The sequence below is a fragment of the Pseudomonas syringae pv. coryli str. NCPPB 4273 genome (genome assembly GCF_000972175.1).
GTDB classification, from domain to species: Bacteria; Pseudomonadota; Gammaproteobacteria; order Pseudomonadales; family Pseudomonadaceae; genus Aquipseudomonas; species Aquipseudomonas syringae.
Window position 1 is genome coordinate 25440 of record NZ_AWQP01000062.1, and the last position, 22553, is coordinate 47992.

Below are 22553 nucleotides of genomic sequence, written 5' to 3' on the forward strand. Positions count from 1 at the left end.
CACGTCTATAATCGCCACCCTGAATTCAGCTGCTCACGAGCCCATCCCGCCATGTATAACCTGGCCCGCCAGTTACTGTTCAAACTTTCCCCGGAAACCTCTCATGACCTGTCGCTGGACCTGATCGGTGCAGGCGGACGGCTGGGCCTCAATGGCCTGCTGAGCAAGTCCCCGGCGAAGTTGCCGGTCAGTGTGATGGGCCTTGAGTTTCCCAACCCCGTGGGGCTGGCAGCCGGCCTGGACAAGAATGGTGCGGCCATCGATGGCTTCGCGCAACTGGGCTTCGGTTTCGTCGAGATCGGCACAGTGACGCCACGTCCGCAGCCGGGCAATCCCAAGCCGCGTATTTTCCGCCTGCCCAACGCCGAGGCGATCATCAACCGCATGGGCTTCAACAATCTGGGCGTCGACAACCTGGTGTCCCGTGTCGAAGCGGCAAAGTATCGCGGTGTTCTGGGCATCAATATCGGCAAGAACTTCGACACGCCGGTCGAGCGCGCGGTCGACGATTACCTGATCTGTCTGGACAAGGTCTATGCCCATGCCAGCTACGTCACGGTCAACGTCAGTTCGCCCAATACGCCGGGGCTGCGCAGCCTGCAGTTCGGCGACTCGCTCAAGCAACTGCTCCAGGCCCTGAGCCTGCGCCAGCAGGAACTGACGCAACGGCATGGCAGGCGTGTGCCACTGGCGATCAAGATTGCCCCGGACATGACCGACGAAGAAACCGTGCTGGTGGCCGCAGCCCTGATCGAGTCCGGTATGGACGCAGTCATTGCCACCAACACCACGCTGAGCCGCCAAGGCGTCGAAGGCCTTCCGCATGCTGATCAGGCGGGCGGTTTGTCGGGCGCGCCGGTTCGGGAAAAAAGCACGCACATCGTCAAGGTTCTGGCCGGTGAGCTCGCGGGTCGTCTGCCGATCATCGCCGCCGGGGGGATCACCGAAGGCCGGCATGCCGCCGAGAAGATCGCTGCGGGTGCCAGTCTGGTGCAGATCTATTCGGGGTTCATCTACAAGGGCCCTGCGCTGATTCGCGAGTCGGTGGATGCCATTGCGGCAATGCCTCGCGCCGCACGCTGAACCCGGGATAAAAAAAGGGGCTCTGCAAGAGAGCCCCTGGGCGTTGGCCCGCCGCCCGGGTCGGGCGTGCATGGTGCAGGTGTGAATCAGTCAGTCATGTATGGCCCGACAGAGGCCTGAAAGTCTTTGATGTGAATCGCCTCATCCGACCGCGTGAAGTTCGTTGAGTCTGTGGATGCCCGCAGTGCCGGTCATACCGTCCCAGTTGTCGCCGCGTCCTTCGCGCCAGCCATTGATCCATGCCTGGCGTACTGACGGTAGAGTAAAAGGGCAAAGCTCACGGGATTTACCATGAACGCCGTATTGATAACCGCGTAAAAATGCTCTTTCCAACGGATCACGCTTAAGTCTTCTCATAGGGTAATGCCCTCGTCTGTTGACTGTAATATCCCTGAGACCCCGTGTTGAGGTCGGGCAGAATCTTCTGCCGTTGGGGCCCGCTGCCGGCGTCGCGGGCCTTGATGCCATCCCCATTGCGGCGATGACCTGAGACGATTTCTAACCAAAGCGCAGGGCGGTGTGAATGATCGTTTTGTCATAAGCACGTCATATTCAGGTCTGTCGAGCAATAAGCGCTGACCTGTTTCAACCACGATTTTTTCTGCAGCCCCGTGAACATGGGGGTTTGCGAGCCCATTGAGATCGCTTATCAGGCTCATATACTGGCTCAATGCCTTGGCTGCTTAAGCGACGAAGGGTCACAGCAAGGCTGCAAAAATGTGACTTTTCAAAAAAAGACTTTTGACTGCGCGCCTTCATTGCCGACATCGCCTTGCCTGATATCTGTTCTAATACGCGCCAAAACTGCCGCAATGACATGACAGGATCATGCGGTGGACCGGCACACATCACGTGCCACGCAGGCGTTCTCCATGAAAGACGCCTGTTCAAATCTGGCAGGGCAATGCGTTGCCCGCCGCAGACGGCTCAGGCCCTGGAATACACATGTCGGATCGCTACGAACTTTTCCTCACTTGCCCAAAAGGCCTTGAAGGCCTGCTTGCCGAGGAAGCCACTGCGCTGGGTCTGCAAGAGACCCGCGAGCACACTTCAGCCATTCGCGGCTCGGCCGACATGGAGACCGCTTACCGGCTGTGTCTCTGGTCGCGCCTGGCCAACCGCGTGTTGCTGGTGCTCAAGCGCTTCCCGATGAAGGATGCCGAAGACCTTTACCACGGCGTACTGGATGTCGAGTGGCAGGACCATCTCGAATCCGACGGCACCATTGCCGTGGAATTCAGTGGCCATGGTTCGGGCATCGACAACACCCATTTCGGTGCACTGAAGGTCAAGGATGCGATCGTCGACAAGCTGCGCACCCCGGATGGCGAGCGCCCTTCGGTCGACAAGATCAACCCCGATCTGCGCGTGCACCTGCGTCTGGATCGCGGTGAGGCCATTCTGTCCCTCGACCTGTCCGGGCACAGCCTGCACCAGCGCGGTTACCGTCTGCAGCAGGGAGCTGCACCGCTGAAGGAAAACCTCGCCGCCGCCATCCTGATCCGCGCCGGCTGGCCGCGCATCGCTGCCGAGGGTGGCGCGCTGGCTGACCCGATGTGCGGTGTCGGTACATTCCTGGTCGAGGCCGGGATGATCGCCGCCGACATCGCCCCGAACATCAAGCGTGAACGCTGGGGCTTCTCGGCCTGGCTGGGCCACGTCCCGGCGTTGTGGCGCAAGCTGCACGACGAAGCGCTGGCCCGCGCCGAAGCCGGGTTGGCCAAGACACCTTCGTGGATCCGCGGTTATGAGGCCGATCCGCGGCTGATCCAGCCGGGACGCAACAACATCGAACGTGCCGGCCTGAGTGACTGGATCAAGGTCTATCAGGGCGAAGTCGCGACCTTCGAACCGCGTCCCGACCAGAACCAGAAAGGCCTGGTGATCTGCAACCCTCCGTACGGCGAGCGTCTGGGAGATGAAGCCAGCCTGCTGTATCTCTACCAGAACCTCGGTGAGCGCCTGCGTCAGGCCTGCCTCAACTGGGAGGCTGCGGTGTTCACCGGCGCGCCGGACCTCGGCAAGCGCATGGGCATTCGCAGCCACAAACAGTATTCGTTCTGGAACGGCGCCTTGCCGTGCAAACTGCTACTGATCAAGGTCACGCCTGACCAGTTCGTGACCGGTGAGCGACGCACCCCCGAGCAGCGTCAGATCGAACGCGAAAACCCTGTCGAGGTTGAAGTCGTTGAGCGCAAACTCAACAAGAACGGCAACCCGATCAAGCCGGAACCGGTGGTGGTCGAACAGGCGCGCCTGAGCGAAGGCGGGCAGATGTTTGCCAATCGCCTGCAAAAGAACCTCAAGCTGATGGGCAAGTGGGTGCGTCGCGAAGGGATCGATTGCTACCGCGTGTATGACGCCGACATGCCTGAATACTCGCTGGCGATCGATCTGTATCACGACTGGGTGCATGTTCAGGAATACGCAGCACCCAAATCCATCGATCCGGAAAAGGCCTCAGCCCGGCTGTTCGATGCGCTGGCGGCCATTCCGCAAGCACTGAACATCGACAAGAACCGCGTGGTGATCAAGCGTCGCGAGCGTCAGAGCGGCACCAAGCAGTACGAGCGCCAAAGTGCCCAGGGCCAGTTTCTGGAAGTCAGCGAAGGCGGCGTCAAGCTGCTGGTCAATCTGACCGACTACCTGGACACCGGGCTGTTTCTCGACCACCGCCCGATGCGCATGCGTATCCAGCGCGAGGCGGCCGGCAAGCGTTTCCTGAACCTGTTTGCCTACACGGCGACGGCCAGTGTGCATGCTGCCAAGGGCGGTGCGCGCAGCACCACCAGCGTCGACCTGTCGCGGACCTATCTGGACTGGGCGCGTCGCAACCTGTCGTTGAACGGTTTCTCCGACAAGAATCGTCTGGAGCAGGGCGACGTGATGGCCTGGCTGCAGGCCAACCGCGACGAGTACGACCTGATCTTCATCGACCCGCCGACGTTCTCCAACTCCAAGCGCATGGAAGGCATTTTTGATGTCCAGCGTGATCAGGTCGAGCTGATCGATCTGGCCATGGCACGTCTGGCACCGGGTGGCGTGTTGTACTTCTCCAACAACTTCCGCAAGTTTGTGCTCGATGAAAACCTGAGTCAGCGTTATGCGGTCGAAGATATTACCGCGCACACCATCGATCAGGACTTCGCCCGTAACGGCAAGATCCACCGCGCCTGGAAAATCATGGCGCGTAGCTGATCCGGTGCGCGATGAACGGATCGGTAACGGTCCGTTCATCGCACCTCGCGATATCTACTGCACTCGTTTGCATGCCATTGTGCTCAAACGCGTTTAATCCGTTGGCAAACGTCTGATTGGGTGTTGCGTATAAACGTCCTTTGAATCAACAGCTTGATGTGCAACATCTACGTTCATTGGGTATTTTAAACTTATTTCGGGAAGTTTTGAACTTTTGCATTGCACGGCGTTGCGCGGTGTTATACTCGCGATATCAGATGGCTATATATTTTTCTTTATTCATATTTCGATCGTAATCCTACGGTTATGCAGCGGCTGTCTTGTTGAATGTCTTGTCTGTTTTCGTTTCCTCGGAGTGCGCACTTTTATTCCCGATAATATTTCCTCGGGAAAGCGGTATAACGAATTTCAACTGCCGACCTCTTGAGTGACGTCCCTGTCCAATCGGGCGACTGAAGGTATCGACCGTGTCTTGAGATTGTCCACGCCGTACCTACCTCCGAAGGTAACAAGATGAGAAACGTCAAGGTCGCTGTTCGTGCCGGGATGAGCTTTATGCTGATCACCTGCCTGCTCATTGCGTTGGGAGGGATCGCGCTATGGAAAATGGGCGAGTTACGGTCCAGCATGGACACGCTGCAGAATAACGCTATGGCCAGCATCATCGTAGCGAACAAGGTAAGCAGCGCTACCATGCGCTTGCGGCTGGATGTACGGCGGCTGATCGGGCAGTCCGATCCTCAGGCCCAGGCAGCAACTGCGGCGCGAGTGAAAGCCTCGCGAGAGGAAATGCTCAAGCAGTCTGCCGCGTACGCGCCACTTGTAAGCAATGCCAGCGAGGCAAGCCTTTATCAAACGGTCAACACCTCCGCCCAGAAGTTTGCGTCACTTCTGGAGACGGTGCTCGAGTTTAGTCAGAAAGGCGACAACGCCGGGGCTGTAATGTTTACCGACGTCAACATAGTGCCCATTACCGAGACCTTGCAAACGGCAGTGGATGAACTGGTTCAGATGAATATCGAGCAGGCCGATAGTTTGGGTGCAGATGCAATGGCGTCGTATCAAAGCGGCTTCACCTTTACCGTAGTTATTATTATCGCGTCGCTGATTATTACGATCATCCTCGCTGTTCTGTTGACGCGCAGTATTGTCACTCCTTTGAAATCATTGTTGTCGGTCAATGAGCGTATTGCCAGCGGTGATCTTCGTGGTGACATTCCGGTCACGGGTGACGACGAGTTTTCCGAACTGCAACGCTCGACACTGGCCATGCAGAAGAACCTGCGACAAACCATTGGCCTGATCGGCAACTCGTCACAGCAACTGGCTTCCGCTGCCGAAGAAATGAACTCCATCACCGTGCAATCCAGTACCGGGTTGGGTCGTCAGAATCAGGAGATCGAGCAGGCCGCCACAGCGGTCAACGAAATGACCGCAGCGGTGGATGAGGTCGCGCGCAACGCAGCGGCTGCATCTGATGCTGCGAAAGAATCCAATGCCTCCACCGTGCGCGGAGCCGAGCGAGTGGCCAGTACCGTCACCGCGATCGAAAAACTGAGCGCCACGGTGCTTGCCACCAGCGCCGATGTGCAGCGTCTGGCCGGGCAATCCAACGACATCAGCAAAGTCCTCGCGGTGATCCGTACCATCGCCGAGCAAACCAACCTGCTTGCCCTCAATGCCGCCATCGAAGCTGCGCGTGCCGGCGAGCAGGGGCGCGGTTTTGCCGTCGTGGCGGATGAGGTCCGGGCACTGGCGCATCGTACTCAGCAGTCGACCCAGGAAATCGAGCAAATGATCGGTGCCGTTCTAGAGGGCTCCGAACAAGCCACCCGGTCGATGCAGGAAAGCTGCATGGGCGCGCAGGATACTCTGGGAATTGCACATGAGGCCGGTGCGGCGCTTGACGATATTGCCCGGCGTATCGAAGAAATCAATGACATGAACACGCTGATCGCTACAGCTTCCGAAGAGCAGGCGCAGGTGGCTCGTTCCATTGACCACAATCTGATCAGTATTCGCGACCTTTCCGTACAGAGTACCGAGGGCGCCAATCAGACTTCCCTTGCCAGTGGCGAACTGTCGAGACTGGCGATTGAAATGAACGGCGTCGTTACACGATTCAAGATGTAACTTGAGTGGCTGCCCGCAAGGTTGAAGCCCGGTCTTCAACCTTGCGGACAGACCAACGGATCGTTCTGAAACAGTCATAAGCCTATGAAAATTACTGGCGAATAGCTATAACAGAAGTTATAGCCAGCCTGACGCTTCCGTATGTTGGCGTCTTGAGTTTGTGTGTATGACAGTCAAGCGGTTCAAGCTCAGAATTCTGAGTTTTATCAATGGTCAGCTTTCAGCGTGGCTTATCGCAGTCCTGGCATTGCTGGTCGGCGCGGCACTTACGATCATGTTGGCGCTGGCCGACAACGAGTTGTATCAGCGCCAGTTGCGTCAGCGTTTCGACATGGTTGCCGCGGAGCGCTTCAGTCGTCTGCAGGAACGTCTGGACAGGCAGGTTACCCGGCTCGACACCCTGGCTCGTTTCTTTATCTACTCCCATCAGGTTGAACTGTCCGAATTCGACGGGTTTGTCGCGCCGTTGCTGATTGGCACCCAGGCGTATGCCTGGAACCCGAGGGTACTGCAGGCCGAACGAGCAGCTTTTGAAAGACAGTCGCGTGAGGAAGGCTCGCCTGGATATGCCATACGCGAGATGGATGAAAACGGCGCCTTGAAAATCGCCGCGGCACGAAATGAGTATTTCCCGGTTCGATACATCCAGACGCTCAGCAACATTCCGACGCCAGCGGGGTTCGATATCGCCTCGGAGCCGGTGCGCCGTGCCGCGCTGGAGCGTGCGCGGTTGCTGAAACGAACCGTCGCAACGCCGCGTATTCACCTGTTGTCCCTGGAGCCTTCCGACACGTATGGCATTTTGCTGGTCGCGCCGGTGTTCTCGATTGGCCAACCGGTTGCACAATTGCGGGGTTACGTCACCGCAGTGATCAGCCTGACGCAATTGATGAACATCGGCACGGCAGAGCAGGACAACCTTGCCGTGACCATGCTCGACCTCAGTTCGCCGGAAACGCCCGAGCAGGTCTATCAGTCGCCGCTCCCTGCGATACGCAGTCCGCTGTACGCCAGCAGTCTGCTGAGCCTGGGCGACAGGGATTATCTGGTCGAGGTTCGCCCTACGCAGATTTTCAGCCTGAACAACCAGATCATGATGCCTGGCCGGGTGCTGTGGCTTGGAGGGCTTTTGAGCCTGATGCTCAGTGCCTTGCTCTACAGCCTGATCAGCCAGCGTCAGCGTGCCCTGCAACGGGTTGCGCAGCGCACCCGCGAGCTGCGCCAGCGCGAGCAGCAATTGAGGGCAGCGCACGGGCAGTTGCGCAGTGTGCTCGATGCGGCGACCGAAGTGGCGATCATCGCGACCGATCTGGACGGGCTGATCAAGACGTTCAACGTCGGTGCACAGAAGATGCTCGGCTATGCGCAGGAGGATGTGCTGGGCAGGTTCCGCCTCATGGACTTTTACCAGTCAGCCGATCTGGAGGCCCGTGCGAGCCGCTTGAGCAAAAGCCGCGGGCAACCGATCAGCGCCTCGCAACTGATGTTTCTCGATGCCGTGCAGGACGGTAACCACCCTTCGCAGGAGTGGACCCTGCAGCGCAGCGATGGCAGCACGCTGGTGGTGAACATGCTGGTCACTGCGGTGCGTGACGATCAGGGGTTGTGGACCGGGTACCTGGCGGTGTGCATCGACGTCACTGAGCATAAACGCGTCAACCAGGCGCTTGCCGAGAAGGGGCAGTTGCTGAAAAAGCTCGGCTCGCAAGTGCCAGGCGGCATTTACCAGTACCACCTGGCCGTCGATGGCAGCGCACGTTTCAGGTACGCCAGCGCCGGCATGTGCGAGCTGTTCGAGGTGGGCGAAGAACAACTGCTGGACGATTCCGAAACTATCCTGCGACGCATACAGGCGGTGGACCTGATGCGGGTCAGAAGCTCCATCCTGATCAGTGCCGAACACCTGACACCGTGGAGCGAAGAGTACCGCGTCGAGCTGCCACGCAAGGGGCTGCGCTGGTTACGTTCGGCGTCGACGCCTGAACGCCTGGCCGATGGCAGCGTGCTGTGGCATGGCTTTGTGTCCGATATCACCGACCTCAAGCGCGTCGAGCAGGAGCTGCGGGCGCTGTCGGTCACCGATGTGCTGACCGGTGCCTACAACCGGCGCTACTTTCAGGACCGGATGCAGGCCGAGTTGAAAAGAATCGACCGGCACGGCGGTAACCTGTCGATCATCATGCTCGATATCGATCACTTCAAGCGGATCAATGACCGCTTCGGGCATGCCGCAGGCGATCAGGTGCTCAAGGCCATCTCGGAAAAGATCAGCCAGCGGCTGCGCAGCGATGATGTGTTCTGCCGTCTGGGTGGTGAAGAGTTCATGGTGATCTGCCCCGGAACGCGCGGTGCCCAGGCCTATCAACTGGCACTGAGCCTGCGCGAGGAACTGCGCAGGCAGGTTATCGAAGGCGTCGATCAGGTGGTCACAGGCAGCTTCGGGATCGCCAGCTGGCGCGAGGGTGAGGGGATCGACGCGATGTTGCTGCGCGCCGACTCCGGAGTCTACGCCGCCAAACAGGCCGGTCGCGATCGGGTCGAGCCCGAGCAGGACTGATGCAGACAGACCCGCTGCTCAAGCGGGCCTGCCGATTGTCGGTATCGATTGGTTATTGCTGGATCGAGACCGTGGTGTTGGTCAACTTGGGCTGCCGGTACAGATCGACCAGTACCTCGTCGAGTATCGAGGATGCACCAAACGGACGCGGGTCGTTGAGGATCGCCACGACGGCCCAGGTGTTGCCGTTGCTGTCGCGGCTGAAGCCGGCAATCGCACGCACAGTATTCAGGGTGCCGGTCTTGATGTGTGCCTCGCCGAGCAGCGGGGTGCGCTTGAGTCGCTTGCGCATGGTGCCGTCGAGGCCGGCCAGCGGCATGGAGCTCATGAACTCGGCAGCATAGGGACTGCGCCAGGCCGCTTGCAGGATCACCGCCATTTCACGCGCGCTGACACGCTCGGCCCGCGACAGCCCGGAGCCATTCTCCATGACCAGATGCGGCGCGGTGATGCCTTTCTTCGCCAGCCACTGACGGATGACACGCTGTGCGGCCTTGCCGTCGTCACCGTCGGCTTCGTTGCGGAACTCTTCGCCCAGGCTCAGGAACAGTTGCTGGGCCATGGTGTTGTTGCTGAACTTGTTGATGTCACGAATGACTTCCACCAGATCCGGGGAAAAGGCCTTGGCCAGCAGCTTGGCATTGCCGGGCAGCACGCCAACGCGGTCCTTGCCCTGAATGGTGCCGCCCAGTTCCTGCCAGATGGCCCGCACTGCGCCAGCCGCATAGGTGGGGTGGTCCAGCAGTGACAGGTAGGTCTGTGAGTTGCAGCCATTGCCCAGCTGGCCGGTGACCGTCACGTTGACGCTGCCATCGGCCTGGGTGACCGGGTTGTAGCGCACATCCCCGGTGCATTGCTTCGAGGCGCTTGCCTTGACCTGATTATCAATGCGGATGCTGGCAATCGGCGGCTCGACCGAGACCAGAATCCTGCCGTCGTCATTGCGGGTCACGAAGCGCAGCGCCTTGAGGTTGACCATCAGCGCGTCGGGCTTGACCAGAAACGGCTTGTTGTCGTCATTGCCGTCATCGTTGAACACCGGCAATTGCGGTTGCACGAAATGACTGCGATCCAGTACCAGGTCGCCAGTCACCTGCTGCACGCCATTGGCGCGCAGGTCACGCATCAGCAGCCAGAGCTTTTCCATATTCAGCTTGGGATCGCCGCCGCCCTTGAGGTACAGGTTGCCGCGCAGCACGCCATTGCTCAGGGTGCCGTCGGTGAAGAATTCGGTTTTCCACTGGTGGGTCGGGCCGAGCATTTCCAGGGCCGCGTAGGTGGTGATCAGCTTCATGGTGGAAGCCGGATTGACCGAGACGTCGGCGTTGAACACGGTTGGCGTGCCGGGGCCATTGAGCGGCAACATCACCAGCGACAGTGCGTCATCGCCGAGTTTGCTGGCTTTCATGGCCTGTTGAACCTTGGGGGGCAGCGTGGTGTTGATGACGGCGGCGTAGGAGGGCAGAGCCAGGGGCAAAAGGAGTGACGCGAGCAACAATGGACGTAGCGACTTGATCATTGACTAAAACCCTACTGCAAAGAGGGAAACGAAAAAGAGGGCATGGATGAATTCCCTCGGTAACTATTGCAAATGTCGATTCGATTTCGATAACTATAGTAGTGAATGCGCGGCGGGCTTTTTTTGTAACACACAATGCCACGCATGAAACGAGCCGCATTATGCCCCAAGCGGGGCAGGCTTGTGACCGGGGGGCAAGCCGGTAAATGCTATTTTTTATTGATTCGGCGTTCATGGCGGTCGCAAAGCCGGATATCCACCACACGCCGCAATTGTCGGGCTTTTAAATCGCCAAGCTGGTAAAGTGCCGCCCGATATTTATTGATGAGGATTGTCCCATGGCCACTAACCGCTCCCGCCGTCTGCGCAAAAAACTGTGTGTGGACGAGTTCCAGGAATTGGGTTTTGAACTGAACCTGGACTTCAAGCAAGAGCTGGACGACAAGGCAATCGATGCTTTCCTTGACGCTTTCCTGAAAGAAGCAATGGAAGCCAACGGTCTTGGCTATGTGGGCGGCGACGACTTCGGTCTGGTTTGCCTGAGCAAGCGTGGCTCGGTCAGCGAAGAGCAGCGTGCTGCTGTCGAAGCCTGGCTCAAGGGCCGTAGCGAACTGACAGAAGTCACTGTCAGCCCGCTGATCGACGTCTGGTACCCGGAAAAGGAAATCAATCCGGCCGCCTGATGTAACGGGAAGCAGGCCAGCGCCTGCTTCCCTTGCTTGTTCCCCGCACGTCTCCCGTATATCTCCCCCTTCGTTGTACCGTCTCTGCGCTCGCTCAGTCAGGCTTTGCCTGTTGCAGCATCAGTGCGTCCTCAAGTTCGATCATGGCCAGTTCGACTGCCTGCTGGCAGGTGTAGAACTGTTCATCGGGTGTGTCCGGTTCGCAGGCCAGTTCGAGCGCATCACAGGCATCGACCACCCGTGAAGCCGTGATGATCCGTGCCGCGCCCTTTATCCTGTGCGCCAGGTCACGGGTTTTCTGACGATTGTTTTCCGGTATCAGTCTGGCCAGCAACAACCGGTCTTCGTGGTTGCTGTGCAGCAGTTGCGCGAGCAGACGCTCAACCATTTCAGGACGGTCACCGGTCAGGTTGCTGATGCTCTCGAGGCTGAAGGGCAGGGCCCGGCTGGGCGCCAGCGGGGCAATGGCTGCCAGTCGTTCGCTGAGCATCGAGAGGCTGATGGGTTTGAACAGGCAGTCGTCCATGCCCGCCGTCCGGCAGCGCTCGATCTCGTCAGGCTGCGCGTTGGCCGTGAAGCCCCAGACAGGGCAGCGTTGGCGTTCGCAGGCGCGCTCCTGTTCGCGGATCGCAGCGGTCATGTCGTAGCCGTTCATGATCGGCATGTTGCAATCGGCGACGACCAGATCGAAGGCATCTGTTTTCCAGCGATCGAGCCCTTGCGCGCCGTTTTCGGCCATTTCGCAGTGATGGCCGAGAAAGCCGAGCTGCTGGTAAAGCAGCAGTCGATTGGCAGGATGATCGTCGACGATCAGGATTCTGAGGGTCTGATGAGCGACGGCTGCCGGTTGCGCAACGACGGGCTGCCCGGTCAGCGGTTCAAGTGTGGTCAGCACCAGATTCATGCTGATCCGGGTGCCGTGCCCCGGCGTGCTGTCGAGCGAGAGATTGCCGCCCATCATCATGCACAGGTTGCGGCAGATCACCAGCCCGAGCCCGGCGCCGGTACGCGCCATTTGTCCGGTGTTGTCGGCCTGGGCGAACGGTTCGAACAGGCGTTGCTGGTCTTCGAGACTGATGCCGATGCCGCTGTCCTGAACGGTGATGTGCAGATGCAGCAGTTGCGGGTCTGGACTTTCGGCTGCCTGCAGTACGACCTTGATCCGCCCCATCGGGGTGAACTTGATGGCGTTGCTGACCAGGTTGGACAGGATCTGTTTGAAGCGCAACGGGTCGATCAGCACGTCGGCGTTGATCCTGCTGTCCAGTTCCAGCACCAGTTCGAGGTCCTTCTGTCGCGCCAGACCGTCGAATACCCTGAGCACCGACTCCACCAGCCGGCGCAGATTCGCCCGCTCGGGGTTGAGTGACAGCCGCCCGGATTCGATGCGGGCGATGTCGAGGATATCTCCGATCAGGTCCAGCAAGTCGTTGGCCGAGCTGTAGGCGACTTCGATGGCGGACCGATCCAGTTCGCCGTGATCGGCACGTTTGAGCGCCAGCTCCAGCATGCCGATCACCGCATTCATGGGCGTGCGGATTTCATGGCTCATGGTGGCAAGGAAGGTGCTCTTGGCCCGGCTGGCGGCGTCGGCCTGTTCCTTGGCAGCCTGTAGGTCCTCGATGAGCTGGCGACGCTCGCTGATGTCGATCCAGCCACCGATGATGCCCTGTACTTCGCCCAGAGAGTCACGAAACGGCAGGATCCAGTGGTAGATGGTCAGCTGTCGATCGCCAATGCGCAGAGGGCGGTCGAGGATCAATGCGGTATTGCTGGCCATGACCCGCTGATAGTCGGCAGCGTATTCCCGGGCTTCGAAGGCGTTGCCCAGCACCCCTTCGGTGGCGCTCTTGCCGATGATGTCTTCCCGTTGCGCGGAGAACACCCTGAGGTAGCTGTCATTGCACATGCGCAACATACCTTCGCGATCCCGTACGTAGATGGGATGCGGCGTACCCTCGACCAGGGCGCGCATGAATTCGAACTGATCGCCCAGCGCCCGCTCAGCAGCCTCGCGCTGACGTATCTGCCGGCGCATCCAGGCATTCCAGGCCAGCAGGCCCAGCAGCAACAGGCCTGCACCCACCACAATCTGATAGATCAGCCGTTCATAGTCATGCCAGTTGGCGCGTGAGGGTGTGTAGACGCGCCAGCGGTTGTTGATCGCTGCCATGTCCTGCGGAGCGATGCTTGCCAGGGCCTTGTCGAGAATCGAGCTCAGCTCGATGGCATTGCGTGAGGTCGCCATGGAAATCAGCGCCGGGTCCTCGCCGACGGTGGCGGTCATCTGCAAACGCTCCTCGAAGATCCCGGAAGACAGGAAATAGTCTGCGCTGAGCAGCGAGATGACCGCACCTTCCGCCCGGCCCAGTGACAACATGTCCAGCGCCTGGAACGGGTTGTCGATTTCCAGCGGCACGACCCGGGGGTATTTGCGGCCTAGCCAGTCGAGCACCGGGCTGCCCTGGGTGATTGCCAGACGCTTGCCGTCCATTTGCTCCAGATAGCTGGGGGCACCCTGGTCCTTGCGGGTGACCAGCACGAACGAATTGTCGATGTAGGGGCGGGTGAAGCTGAATCGGTCCTCACGCGCATCACTGGACACCAGCGCGCCGATCATGTCTGCCTGACCTTCGCCGACCTGATTGAGCATGTCGGTCAGGCTGGGCGAGCGTTTGACGTCGAACCTGAGCCCGGTACGCAGGCGCACCAGTTCGAGCAAGTCTGCGGTGATGCCGCGAAAGTTACCCTTGGCATCGAAGAATGTCAGCGGTGCATACGCTTCGTTGACGACCACGCGCACGGTCGGGTGCTGAGCGATCCAGCGCTCCTCGCGTTGCGTCAGTTGCAGCTTCTGGTCGGTGAGCATCAGGTCGCTGCCGGTGCTCCAGCGTCTGGAAATATTGATCCGTTCATCGACGGGGATGGCTTTCAGCGTCTGATTGATGATGCCCAGCAGTTGCGTGTTTTCGTTGCTGACCGCGAAGCTGAAACCGTTGGGCTCGTGCTTGCCGAAATTCGACATCTGCACGTTGTTCAGATAACCCTTGTTGATGATGTACTGGGTGGAAATCGTATCGCCCAGGAACACGTCCGCCTGATTGAAGGCGACTGCGTTGATGGCGTTCTGAAAAGAGGGATAGGTCTTCAGCGTTGCGCCGGGATAGGACGCTTCGACCTCGGCAGGCGGCAGGTAGTGATAGACCATGCTCAGCCGCATGCCTTTCAGGCCCTCGTTCAGGGGGCGGGTGTCTCCGACCCGGGTGACCAGGACGGGCTGGTCCACCGAGTAGGGCTGTGAAAGCCTGATGTTGCGATCGACGGCTTCAAAACCGTTGGCGGTGCCCAGCAGGTCGATCTGGCCTGCGGCAAGGGCCTTGATCGCCGCATCACGGGTTTCGAAACGCTGAACCCTGACGGGCAGGTCCAGCGCATCCGAAATGATCCCTGCGTAGTCGGCAGTGATGCCTTCGTAATCGTTACCTGAAATCGTGATATCGAAGGGCGGGTAATCGGGGCTCGAGGTGCCGAGAATCAGTTCGCGTTGACCGCGCACCCACTGCCACTGGTGACTGTCCAGCTTCACGTCCATGTGCGCCGGGCTCGAGCGACCGAGCAGGGTATAGTGATCGGCCGCATGAAGACCGGCCTCAGCACCCCAGCCTATGCACAGGCTTGTGGCCAGTATTAATAATTGTCTGAAGCGCTTGGGCATCCGTTTTCTCACACTAGCGCGTTGCGTTTTGCCATCTCGATAAGTTCTACCAAGGTTCTGGTTTTCAGTTTTTGCATAAGCCGCGTTTTGTAAGTACTGACGGTTTTGTTACTGAGAAACATGCCCTTGGCTATTTCCTTGTTGGAACGGCCCTGGGCAAATAACTGCAATACCATCAGTTCGCGGTCATTGACCAACTTGAACAGCTCCAGCTCGTTGGTCTGACCCTCTTCACGAACTGCGCACGTCAACGCCTGACTGGGAAAGTAATTGTAGCCGGATAATACCGCTTTCACCGAACTGAGCAGTTCGCTAAGGTCTTCCTGCTTGCACACATAACCCGAGGCACCCGATTGCATGCAGCGAATGGCAAACAGGTTGGGGGTCTGCGACGTCAGCACCAGAATCTTGGAGGGCAGCCCCATCGTATTGAAGCGCGCCAGCACCTCGAGGCCGTCAAGCTTGGGAATGCTGATGTCGAGGATGATCAGGTCAGGCATGCATTCACGCACCATCTGCATGGCGTCGACACCGTTATCGGTTTCGCCGACCACCTCATAATTTTCGTTCTCCAGAAGCATTCTGACCGCCATCCGGATGACCGGATGATCGTCGATGATAAAAACTGAGTTCATATTCCATTCCATAACAAGCAGTGAAGAAAGCGCGCACCTTAGCTCAGATGTTCGGGCAGGCACATAAAGAGACTTGCTCGGCAGGCATATATAGGAAAAGTCCTACAAAAATTAGCGTATCGGAGTACGTAAAAGCCTACGTAGAACATAACTGTGTTTAAACGTTAACGCTTATTTCAATGTGTGTTTGGCAAATGATGCGTCGGGTGTTTATTACTTTCTGGAATCATCATTCATGTTGACTGATGATTTCCTACGCATCTGAACGTCGAATTTAATCGTTCCAGTTTGCCGGTGTCTGGCATGTATCTGTTTTTGCCCGGTATATCTCAAGCCGGATAAAGCCGGCTGGCCGACGTCAGTCAACGAGGTGCCCCAGCAGGCGACTGAGGTCGGGCCCGTGCAGGGGCTTGCTCAGGCAGCCGAGCAGGGGCAGATCGCGCTGCAGGGCGAGTTGCTGCAGGTTTTCAAGCTGTGTGTCCGGCAAGCCGCTGAGCAGAATGGCCTGGCGCAGCCAGCCGTGTCGGGCTGCCTCGTCAATCAGGTCGAGGCCTGACATGTCCGGCAGGCACTGATCGCACAGCACAAGCCCGTAGGGTTCGGCACTGCGTTGCATGGCGGCCATGGCCTCGGCAGCCGTCAGCACGGGCGTCAGCAGGAAGTAGCCATGGTTGTTGAGCAGCACCTCAGTGGCAATCAGTTGAAACGGGTGATCTTCCACCAGAAGGATGCGCAGGCTATGTGTGGACATGAGCGTTCCGGAAAAGCCCTGGCGAGGCGTTCAGGCATCGGCAGGCGGCGTGCGGACCCGTGAGTATCGCAGGCGGATGGATAACGTGCCGGATGGCAGTTGAAGTGGCTGGAATTATTGAGGGATGCAAGAAAAGCTGCGATAGGACTCGTCTGACATGCATGTAGGGCCTGTCTGAGTTTTGCGAGGCAATCAGTCTGACCAGCCTTTTGCCTGCATCCATTCAGGCAGCGGGCGGGTCGATGGAGGCTATATCTGTCCGGAGCGGCCAGTCATTTCCCGGGCCATTTCGCTGGCGTAGCTGTCGGTCATGCCCGCGATGAAGTCGATCATGCGCAGGAACGAGGCATGCAGCGGTGCCTTGGGATCGGGCGCGCTGTTACCCAGCAAGTCGAGGATGCGTCGATGCTTGAACGACGGCGTCCTGCCGCCAAACTGTTCGACTGCCGCACCGCAGAACGCGTTGAGGAGGATCTCCAGCGTGGTGTAGGCACCGATTTCATGCAGTGTCTTGCGCTTGTCCTGAAAGATTTTCTTGCGCGCCATGTCCTTGGCGTTGAGCACGCAGCGTTTGGCCGGGCCGTGCATGTGCTCGACCAGATCGCCAGGCAGGGTGCCGGCCAGCAAGGCGTCCTGCTGCTCGACGAAGGCTCTGGCGGCCGCGTTGGTCAAGTGTTCGATGGCCTTGCCACGCAGGATTGCCAGTTTGCGCCGTCGTGAGTCGCCCGGACCCAGTTGCCGGTAGGTTTCCGGAAGATCATCGCCGACCAGCCCGAGCAAAAGCGATTCCACTTCCGCGTAGTTGAGCAGGTCCATCTCCAGGCCGTCTTCCAGGTCGATCAGGGCGTAACAGATGTCGTCGGCGGCTTCCATCAGATATACCAGCGGATGACGCGCCCAGCGCTGGTCTTCAAGCTGCGGCAAACCCAGCTTGCCGGCGATCTGCTCAAGGATCGGCAGTTCGCTCTGATAGCAGCCGAACTTGTGCTTCTTGTAGCCCAGCGAGTCCGCGTGGCGGGCGGTCCACGGGTATTTGAGGTAAGTGCCCAGTGTGGCGTAGGTGAGGCGAGTGCCGCCGTCGAACTGGTGGTATTCCAGCTGCGTCAGTACCCGAAATCCCTGGGCATTGCCTTCGAAATTGAGGAAGTCATTGCGCTCGGTCTCGCTCATCGCGTCGAGCCAGCCACGCCCGGCCGCCTGATTGAACCAGTTGCGAATTGCATCTTCGCCCGAGTGACCGAACGGCGGATTGCCGATGTCGTGGGCCAGACAGGCCGATTGCACAACCATGCCCAGGTCGCTGGGGTCGCACCATTCAGGCAGGGCAGAGCGCAGCGTTTCGCCGACACGCATCCCCAGCGAACGGCCGACACAACTGACTTCCAGCGAATGGGTCAGGCGCGTATGGATATGGTCGTTGCTGGACACCGGATGCACCTGGGTCTTGCGTCCCAGGCGACGGAAGGCCCCGGAAAAGATGATCCGGTCATGGTCCTTGTGAAACGGACTGCGCCCCAGTTCCTCGGGGCTGTGCAGGGTCTTGCCCAGTCGTTCGCGGTTAAGCAGCGTTTGCCAATCCAATGCGTTCACTCCGTCAATAATTGGGGCGTAGCTTCCCGGTTCGACACGCCTGCCGCAAGGGCCGCATCGATGAAAACAGGCCCCATGGAAAAACAAATGCCTGCTCCGGAAAACCTGAGCAGGCATTTGTATTAAGGCCAGTACCGTCAGGCCAGGGTCATGCTGGACGCGTGGCGCAATCAGACTTTGCGATTGCGATTCTGCAGGGCGCGCGCTTGCATGGCGACCTTGACCACCGGCGTCAGCGTGATGCCCAGCTTCAACAGGCGTCCCAGCAGGCTGGTACGTCCGGTCTTGGCTCGTTTGCCGCTCAGGAAGCCCAGCAGGGCAACCGAGCCCACGCCCCAGAGCGGCGCGTGGCGAAAGCCCAGCGCGCTTTTCCAGTCATGGCGGATACCGCGAAAGCGTTGCAACGGCTGCATCAGTTGCGTCGATTCGTGGCGAATTTCCTGGCGGTGCATTTCCATGCGCAGGCGAATCAATGCCTTGCGCAGTTCTCGACGAGTATTGCTCTGGTGCGACTTGGGTTCACTCATGGCATCAATCGCTCACGGTCATTGGCCAGTTCTTCGAGGGTCGCATGGAAGGGCGAAGACTCGTCGAAGATCGCTGCCTTGAGGCGCAATCCACAAAAGATCGCGGCCAGCAGGTAAAACGTACACAGGCCGACGATGCCCGCCAGGCGATAACTGTCCCACAGAACGATCAGCAGCAAGGCCGAGAGCCCGGTGAGCAGCAGCAGGCCGAAAACCAGTGCCAGACCGGCGAACAGCAGCAGGCTGACGGTTCGCGCTTTCTGTTCCTGCAATTCAATGCCGAACAGCTCGACGTGAGTGTGCAACAGGCCAAGGAAGGCAGCGCCCAGGCGCCGCGGTGAAGAGCCCGGAGTTCCCTCGGGCGGTGCTGATTCCGTTCCCAGAGTCATGATGTTAGCGCCTTGTAGCCAGCAGACCGATCAGAAAGCCGACACCTGCGGCGATACCGACGGACTGCCAGGGGTTGTTCTGAACGTAATCTTCGGTGGCGACCACTGCCGCTTCACCGCGCTCGCGCAACGAATCTTCGGTGGTCTTCAGGGTTTCCTTGGCACGCAGCAGGCTTTCGCGGATCTGGGCGCGCAATTCATCGGCCTGATCACCCGCGAGAGAGGCGGTATGCGCCAGCAATTTCTCAGTGTCGGCAACCAGTACCTGGAAGTCGGCTCTCAGGATTTCCTGAGCATTCTGTGCAGTTTCGCGGGCCATGATGTTCTCCGTTTGGTGGGCGTATGAATGTTTCGAGTACAGGTGATTCCTGAAGGTTCACTTCGATTGGCGTATCGTGTTCGATCAGGCTTTACACTGCCGTCGCACCTTACTCCAAAAGTATCTGCCAGGAAAAACCGCAACCACGGGAAGATTGGGGTTCCGTATTTCTGGCCATTGGCTATGCTCCACACGCGTGACCACGGGATGGCCTGGCGCGCGCGACATCCGTTGAATGGAGAGTGGCATGGAGCGGCTGTATTCCCTGCAGGGACTCAGGGGCGTAGCGGTCCTTGGCGTTGTGTTGTTTCACATGATGTCGGTAGAGAGCAAGTTTTCCGGTGGCGATATCCTTTTGCCGCCCTGGCTCGATTTTTTTCAGTTGGGCGTCGATCTGTTCTTCGTCATCAGCGGATTCGTCATGGTGATTGTCAGCCGTGGCCGTTTTCAGAGCGCAATCGAAGCCCAGCGCTTTCTGTTCAATCGGGTATCGCGGATCTATCCCACGTACTGGTTGTACTTTTTCATCACCCTGGCGGTTTATCTGGTGCAGCCGGGCATGGTCAACAGCGGGCATGGCTCGTCCAATCTGATCATGTCGTTCCTGCTGTTGCCCAACGACAAGGTGCTGCTGGTGATGGTGGCCTGGTCGCTGCTGTTCGAACTGTGGTTCTACGTGGTGTTCTCCGGTTTCCTGCTGTTTCGCGAGCGCAATCTGCCGTTTCTGCTCGGCGGCTGGTGTCTGATCATCGTGGCGTTCAACACGCTGGCAAACTGGCAGGACTATTCCCCGGCAGTGAAGATCATCCTGCATCCCTATGCCCTCGAGTTCATGCTGGGCGCCGCGCTGGCCTTGTTCTTTTACGGTCGCCACAGTGCCCGCGTGCCGACTGCTGCGGTCTGGTTACTGCTCGGTGTCGCGCTGTTGGCGGCGGTGCCCCTGATCGGCTATTACCGGCTGTATGAGAGTCAGGGGCTGCTGCGCATGCTCATGGTCGGCGGCACGTTCGGCGTACTGGTGGTGACGCTGGCCTTGCTCGAACGACGTCGACATCTGCGGGTGCCGGTGTTTCTGGTTGCCGTGGGCGATATGTCCTACACGATCTATCTGTCTCATCTGCTGGTGCTGGGGGTGATCGGCAGGGTCTGGAGTCTGGTGGGAGCCTGGCCCGAAAGCTACCTGGACAACCTGTTTTTCGCGCTGCTGATGATGGCTGCGGCGGTGTGCTATGGCTGGGTCGGTTATCGTTGTTTCGAGAAACCGGTACTGGATCGCGCCAATGCGTTCAGCAAGGCGCATTTCCGGGTGTCGACGTGATCCCGGTGCGCGCCTAGAATAATTTCCGCTCACCGAGGATTCGCCGAGGATCGACCCATGCCCCCCGAATGCCAGCTGTTCAGCACCCCGGGATGCCCGCTGTGCGAGGTTGCCGAGGCGGTTTTACTGCCGTTCGCCATCGAGCACGGCCTGCTGGTTGAGCTGGTCGACATCTGCGAGGATGAGCAACTGCTGGAACGCTACGAGTTGCGCGTTCCTGTGTTGCGTCGAGTCGACACCGGTGACGAACTGGACTGGCCATTTGACGCGCCTCAAGTGGCGTCGTTTCTGAGTCGCTGAGCTGCCTTGTCGTTGAGCTGCATTCCCTTTCATTTACCGGACACGACGCGCAGTGAATATCGATACACGCATCAAATTTCGCCATCTGGTCTGCTTTCTCGAAGTGGCCCGGCAGGGCAGTCTGGCGCGTGCTTCCGACGTTCTGGCGATCAGTCAGCCGGCGCTGTCGAAAAGTCTCAAAGAGCTGGAAACCCTGCTCGACACTACGTTATTCGTGCGCAGCAAGAGCGGCGCGGCACTCACCGAAGCGGGCGTGGCGTTCATGCGCTTTGCCGGGCCCAGCGTGCAGGCCCTGCGCGAGGGCGTCAGCAGCCTGCGCTCGGGCGAGCACGACACGGTCACTGCACGACTGGGCGTACTGTCGACGGCCGAAAGCCTGTTGGTGCCCGAGGTGGTTCATCGCCTGCACCAGCGGCACCCGGCGCTGATCGTCAGCGTGATGACCGGGCCCAGTGCCTATCTGCTGTCGCAATTGAGGGTAGGGGAGCTGGATCTGGTGGTCGGGCGCATGACGGACAGCCCGCAGATTCAGGGGCTGACGTTCGAGCACCTGTACAACGAGTCGATGACGCTGGTGGTGCGCAGCGATCACCCATTGCTGGCTGCGCCGCTCAAGCCCGAAAGTCTGGAGCAGTTCCCGCTGGTGTTGCCGCTGGCAGGCACGACCATCCGCAAGTTTGCCGACAGCCTGTTCGTGCAGTGCGGTATCCGCATGCCGCGTCAACGCCTTGAAACCCTTTCGCTCACCCTCAGCCGCCGCTATGTGCAGTGCAGCGATGCGGTGTGGATCGCGCCACTGGATGCCGTGTCGCTGGAGTTGAAAGGCGGCACACTGGTCGAGCTGAACATGGGTATCCGTGAGCCGGGCGGCTCGGTCGGTTTGTGCAGCAACCCGGCCTTGCCACTCACGCGCGCAACGCAGTGGTGCGTGGACGAGCTGCGGAGTCTTGGAGAGGCCTATCGCAACGTCTAGCATCCATAACCAAGTGGTTATGGATCATCGGGTTTATTTCAGTTCTCTATAAGCATGGATCGCGCGACACTTCGCGGCAGCCTGTAGCGCATGTGACCCACGCCTGCGCGCCCCATAAGAAAAACGAGGAGAACGCCATGTCTGCCGCGGACAACAGCCGCTTCGTCATTCGTGACCGAAACTGGCATCCAAAAGCTCTCACCCCTGATTACAAGACCTCGATCCTGCGCTCGCCGCGTCAGGCGCTGGTCAGTATCCCGCAGTCCATTTCCGAAACCACCGGCCCGGATTTCTCGCATTTGAAATTCGGCCAGCACGATAACGACCTGCTGCTCAATTTCAACAACGGTGGGCTGCCCATCGGCGAGCGTATCCTGCTGGCCGGGCGGGTCTGCGATCAGTACGGAAAGCCGATCCCGCACACGTTGGTGGAGATCTGGCAGGCCAACGCCGGCGGGCGTTATCGCCATAAGCGCGATGCCTATCTGGCGCCCATCGATCCCAATTTCGGCGGCGTCGGACGTGCACTGACCGACAGCGAAGGCAATTACAGCTTCCGTACCGTCAAGCCAGGGCCTTACCCATGGCGCAACGGTCCCAACGACTGGCGCCCGGCGCACATTCATGTGTCGATCAGCGGGCCGTCGATTGCCACACGTCTGATCACCCAGTTGTATTTCGAAGGCGATCCGCTGATTCCGATCTGCCCGATCGTCAAGGCCATCGCCAACCCGGACGCCGTGCAGAGCCTGATTGCCAGGCTCGACCTGGGCCTGGGCAATCCGATGGATTGCCTGGCGTACCGCTTTGATATCGTGTTGCGCGGCCAGCGCAAGACTCACTTCGAAAACTGCTGAGGAGGC

At 59.3% G+C, this 22553-nt stretch carries 18 protein-coding genes; 9 read left to right on the plus strand and 9 right to left on the minus strand.

The annotated features are described in order from the left end of the window. The first annotated feature begins 51 nt into the window (after nucleotides 1–51). Complete coding sequence (locus P406_RS22310) at nucleotides 52–1083, plus strand: quinone-dependent dihydroorotate dehydrogenase (RefSeq protein ID WP_003346110.1); 1032 nt, start codon at nucleotides 52–54, stop codon at nucleotides 1081–1083. A gap of 141 nt (nucleotides 1084–1224) precedes the next feature. Here the strand turns inward: P406_RS22310 and rmf are convergent, their stop codons facing one another. Further along, entirely contained in the window at nucleotides 1225–1440 is a 216-nt protein-coding gene (gene rmf / locus P406_RS28255; RefSeq protein ID WP_002553055.1) for a ribosome modulation factor, read from the minus strand. A 588-nt stretch (nucleotides 1441–2028) separates the two neighbouring features. On the opposite strand from rmf, the gene rlmKL reads away from it, so the two are divergent. The 3 genes from rlmKL to P406_RS22325 all read left to right on the plus strand — a co-directional run bounded on the left by rlmKL (nucleotide 2029) and on the right by P406_RS22325 (nucleotide 8971). Next, on the plus strand, nucleotides 2029–4281 hold the full coding sequence (gene rlmKL, locus P406_RS22315; RefSeq protein WP_003416174.1) for a bifunctional 23S rRNA (guanine(2069)-N(7))-methyltransferase RlmK/23S rRNA (guanine(2445)-N(2))-methyltransferase RlmL: 2253 nt from the start codon (nucleotides 2029–2031) through the stop codon (nucleotides 4279–4281). Between the two features lie 513 nt (nucleotides 4282–4794). Beyond that, nucleotides 4795–6414 (plus strand): methyl-accepting chemotaxis protein, encoded by a 1620-nt coding sequence (locus P406_RS22320; RefSeq protein WP_046237394.1) that lies wholly within the window; start codon nucleotides 4795–4797, stop codon nucleotides 6412–6414. A 166-nt stretch (nucleotides 6415–6580) separates the two neighbouring features. After that, the gene (locus P406_RS22325) at nucleotides 6581–8971 is read left to right on the plus strand and encodes a sensor domain-containing diguanylate cyclase (RefSeq protein WP_046237395.1); all 2391 of its coding nucleotides are present in this window, start codon (nucleotides 6581–6583) and stop codon (nucleotides 8969–8971) included. 52 nt (nucleotides 8972–9023) lie between these two features. Here the strand turns inward: P406_RS22325 and dacB are convergent, their stop codons facing one another. After that, nucleotides 9024–10490, minus strand: coding sequence for a D-alanyl-D-alanine carboxypeptidase/D-alanyl-D-alanine endopeptidase (gene dacB / locus P406_RS22330; RefSeq protein ID WP_003346102.1), 1467 nt, complete (start codon nucleotides 10488–10490; stop codon nucleotides 9024–9026). 338 nt (nucleotides 10491–10828) lie between these two features. On the opposite strand from dacB, the gene P406_RS22335 reads away from it, so the two are divergent. Further along, on the plus strand, nucleotides 10829–11173 hold the full coding sequence (locus P406_RS22335; protein ID WP_003346101.1) for a YggL family protein: 345 nt from the start codon (nucleotides 10829–10831) through the stop codon (nucleotides 11171–11173). A 94-nt stretch (nucleotides 11174–11267) separates the two neighbouring features. Here the strand turns inward: P406_RS22335 and P406_RS22340 are convergent, their stop codons facing one another. The 7 genes from P406_RS22340 to P406_RS22370 form a co-directional block, all read right to left on the minus strand. Further along, the gene (locus P406_RS22340; RefSeq protein ID WP_082100905.1) at nucleotides 11268–14888 is read right to left on the minus strand and encodes a transporter substrate-binding domain-containing protein; all 3621 of its coding nucleotides are present in this window, start codon (nucleotides 14886–14888) and stop codon (nucleotides 11268–11270) included. 8 nt (nucleotides 14889–14896) lie between these two features. Further along, nucleotides 14897–15523 carry a response regulator transcription factor gene (locus P406_RS22345; RefSeq protein WP_003346094.1) on the minus strand — a complete coding sequence of 209 codons (627 nt, stop codon included), beginning with the start codon at nucleotides 15521–15523 and terminating at the stop codon, nucleotides 14897–14899. Nucleotides 15524–15881: 358 nt separating this feature from the next. Then, entirely contained in the window at nucleotides 15882–16274 is a 393-nt protein-coding gene (locus tag P406_RS22350) for a response regulator (protein WP_003346092.1), read from the minus strand. A gap of 249 nt (nucleotides 16275–16523) precedes the next feature. After that, complete coding sequence (locus tag P406_RS22355; protein WP_003416181.1) at nucleotides 16524–17855, minus strand: deoxyguanosinetriphosphate triphosphohydrolase; 1332 nt, start codon at nucleotides 17853–17855, stop codon at nucleotides 16524–16526. 179 nt (nucleotides 17856–18034) lie between these two features. Continuing rightward, nucleotides 18035–18391: a hypothetical protein gene (locus tag P406_RS22360; protein ID WP_003346087.1), complete on the minus strand. Its 357-nt coding sequence runs from the start codon at nucleotides 18389–18391 to the stop codon at nucleotides 18035–18037. Beyond that, complete coding sequence (locus tag P406_RS22365; protein ID WP_002553117.1) at nucleotides 18388–18780, minus strand: phage holin family protein; 393 nt, start codon at nucleotides 18778–18780, stop codon at nucleotides 18388–18390. The genes P406_RS22360 and P406_RS22365 overlap by 4 nt, the downstream gene beginning before the upstream one ends. 4 nt (nucleotides 18781–18784) lie before the next feature. Beyond that, nucleotides 18785–19099, minus strand: coding sequence for an ElaB/YgaM/YqjD family protein (locus P406_RS22370; protein WP_003315618.1), 315 nt, complete (start codon nucleotides 19097–19099; stop codon nucleotides 18785–18787). Nucleotides 19100–19346: 247 nt separating this feature from the next. On the opposite strand from P406_RS22370, the gene P406_RS22375 reads away from it, so the two are divergent. From P406_RS22375 to pcaH, 4 genes are all read left to right on the plus strand, one after another. Continuing rightward, a complete protein-coding gene (locus P406_RS22375; protein WP_046237396.1) occupies nucleotides 19347–20417 on the plus strand; it encodes an acyltransferase family protein in 1071 nt (356 codons plus the stop codon). 57 nt (nucleotides 20418–20474) lie between these two features. Beyond that, the gene (locus P406_RS22380; RefSeq protein ID WP_032698229.1) at nucleotides 20475–20717 is read left to right on the plus strand and encodes a glutaredoxin family protein; all 243 of its coding nucleotides are present in this window, start codon (nucleotides 20475–20477) and stop codon (nucleotides 20715–20717) included. A gap of 52 nt (nucleotides 20718–20769) precedes the next feature. Next, nucleotides 20770–21690, plus strand: coding sequence for a pca operon transcription factor PcaQ (pcaQ, locus tag P406_RS22385; protein ID WP_046237397.1), 921 nt, complete (start codon nucleotides 20770–20772; stop codon nucleotides 21688–21690). Nucleotides 21691–21827: 137 nt separating this feature from the next. Beyond that, complete coding sequence (gene pcaH, locus P406_RS22390) at nucleotides 21828–22547, plus strand: protocatechuate 3,4-dioxygenase subunit beta (protein ID WP_003416184.1); 720 nt, start codon at nucleotides 21828–21830, stop codon at nucleotides 22545–22547. The last annotated feature ends 6 nt before the right edge of the window (nucleotides 22548–22553 follow it).

What these genes read in the sequence shown, in the direction of transcription:
- P406_RS22310 (WP_003346110.1), top strand. Translation starts at nt 52, where the DNA reads ATGTATAACCTGGCCCGCCAGTTACTGTTCAAACTTTCCCCGGAAACC.
- rmf (WP_002553055.1), bottom strand. Translation starts at nt 1,440, where the DNA reads ATGAGAAGACTTAAGCGTGATCCGTTGGAAAGAGCATTTTTACGCGGT.
- P406_RS22380 (WP_032698229.1), top strand. Translation starts at nt 20,475, where the DNA reads ATGCCCCCCGAATGCCAGCTGTTCAGCACCCCGGGATGCCCGCTGTGC.
- dacB (WP_003346102.1), bottom strand. Translation starts at nt 10,490, where the DNA reads ATGATCAAGTCGCTACGTCCATTGTTGCTCGCGTCACTCCTTTTGCCC.
- P406_RS22325 (WP_046237395.1), top strand. Translation starts at nt 6,581, where the DNA reads ATGACAGTCAAGCGGTTCAAGCTCAGAATTCTGAGTTTTATCAATGGT.
- P406_RS22350 (WP_003346092.1), bottom strand. Translation starts at nt 16,274, where the DNA reads ATGTCCACACATAGCCTGCGCATCCTTCTGGTGGAAGATCACCCGTTT.
- P406_RS22360 (WP_003346087.1), bottom strand. Translation starts at nt 18,391, where the DNA reads ATGAGTGAACCCAAGTCGCACCAGAGCAATACTCGTCGAGAACTGCGC.
- P406_RS22320 (WP_046237394.1), top strand. Translation starts at nt 4,795, where the DNA reads ATGAGAAACGTCAAGGTCGCTGTTCGTGCCGGGATGAGCTTTATGCTG.
- P406_RS22345 (WP_003346094.1), bottom strand. Translation starts at nt 15,523, where the DNA reads ATGAACTCAGTTTTTATCATCGACGATCATCCGGTCATCCGGATGGCG.
- P406_RS22335 (WP_003346101.1), top strand. Translation starts at nt 10,829, where the DNA reads ATGGCCACTAACCGCTCCCGCCGTCTGCGCAAAAAACTGTGTGTGGAC.
- pcaH (WP_003416184.1), top strand. Translation starts at nt 21,828, where the DNA reads ATGTCTGCCGCGGACAACAGCCGCTTCGTCATTCGTGACCGAAACTGG.
- P406_RS22365 (WP_002553117.1), bottom strand. Translation starts at nt 18,780, where the DNA reads ATGACTCTGGGAACGGAATCAGCACCGCCCGAGGGAACTCCGGGCTCT.
- P406_RS22375 (WP_046237396.1), top strand. Translation starts at nt 19,347, where the DNA reads ATGGAGCGGCTGTATTCCCTGCAGGGACTCAGGGGCGTAGCGGTCCTT.
- P406_RS22370 (WP_003315618.1), bottom strand. Translation starts at nt 19,099, where the DNA reads ATGGCCCGCGAAACTGCACAGAATGCTCAGGAAATCCTGAGAGCCGAC.
- P406_RS22340 (WP_082100905.1), bottom strand. Translation starts at nt 14,888, where the DNA reads ATGCCCAAGCGCTTCAGACAATTATTAATACTGGCCACAAGCCTGTGC.
- rlmKL (WP_003416174.1), top strand. Translation starts at nt 2,029, where the DNA reads ATGTCGGATCGCTACGAACTTTTCCTCACTTGCCCAAAAGGCCTTGAA.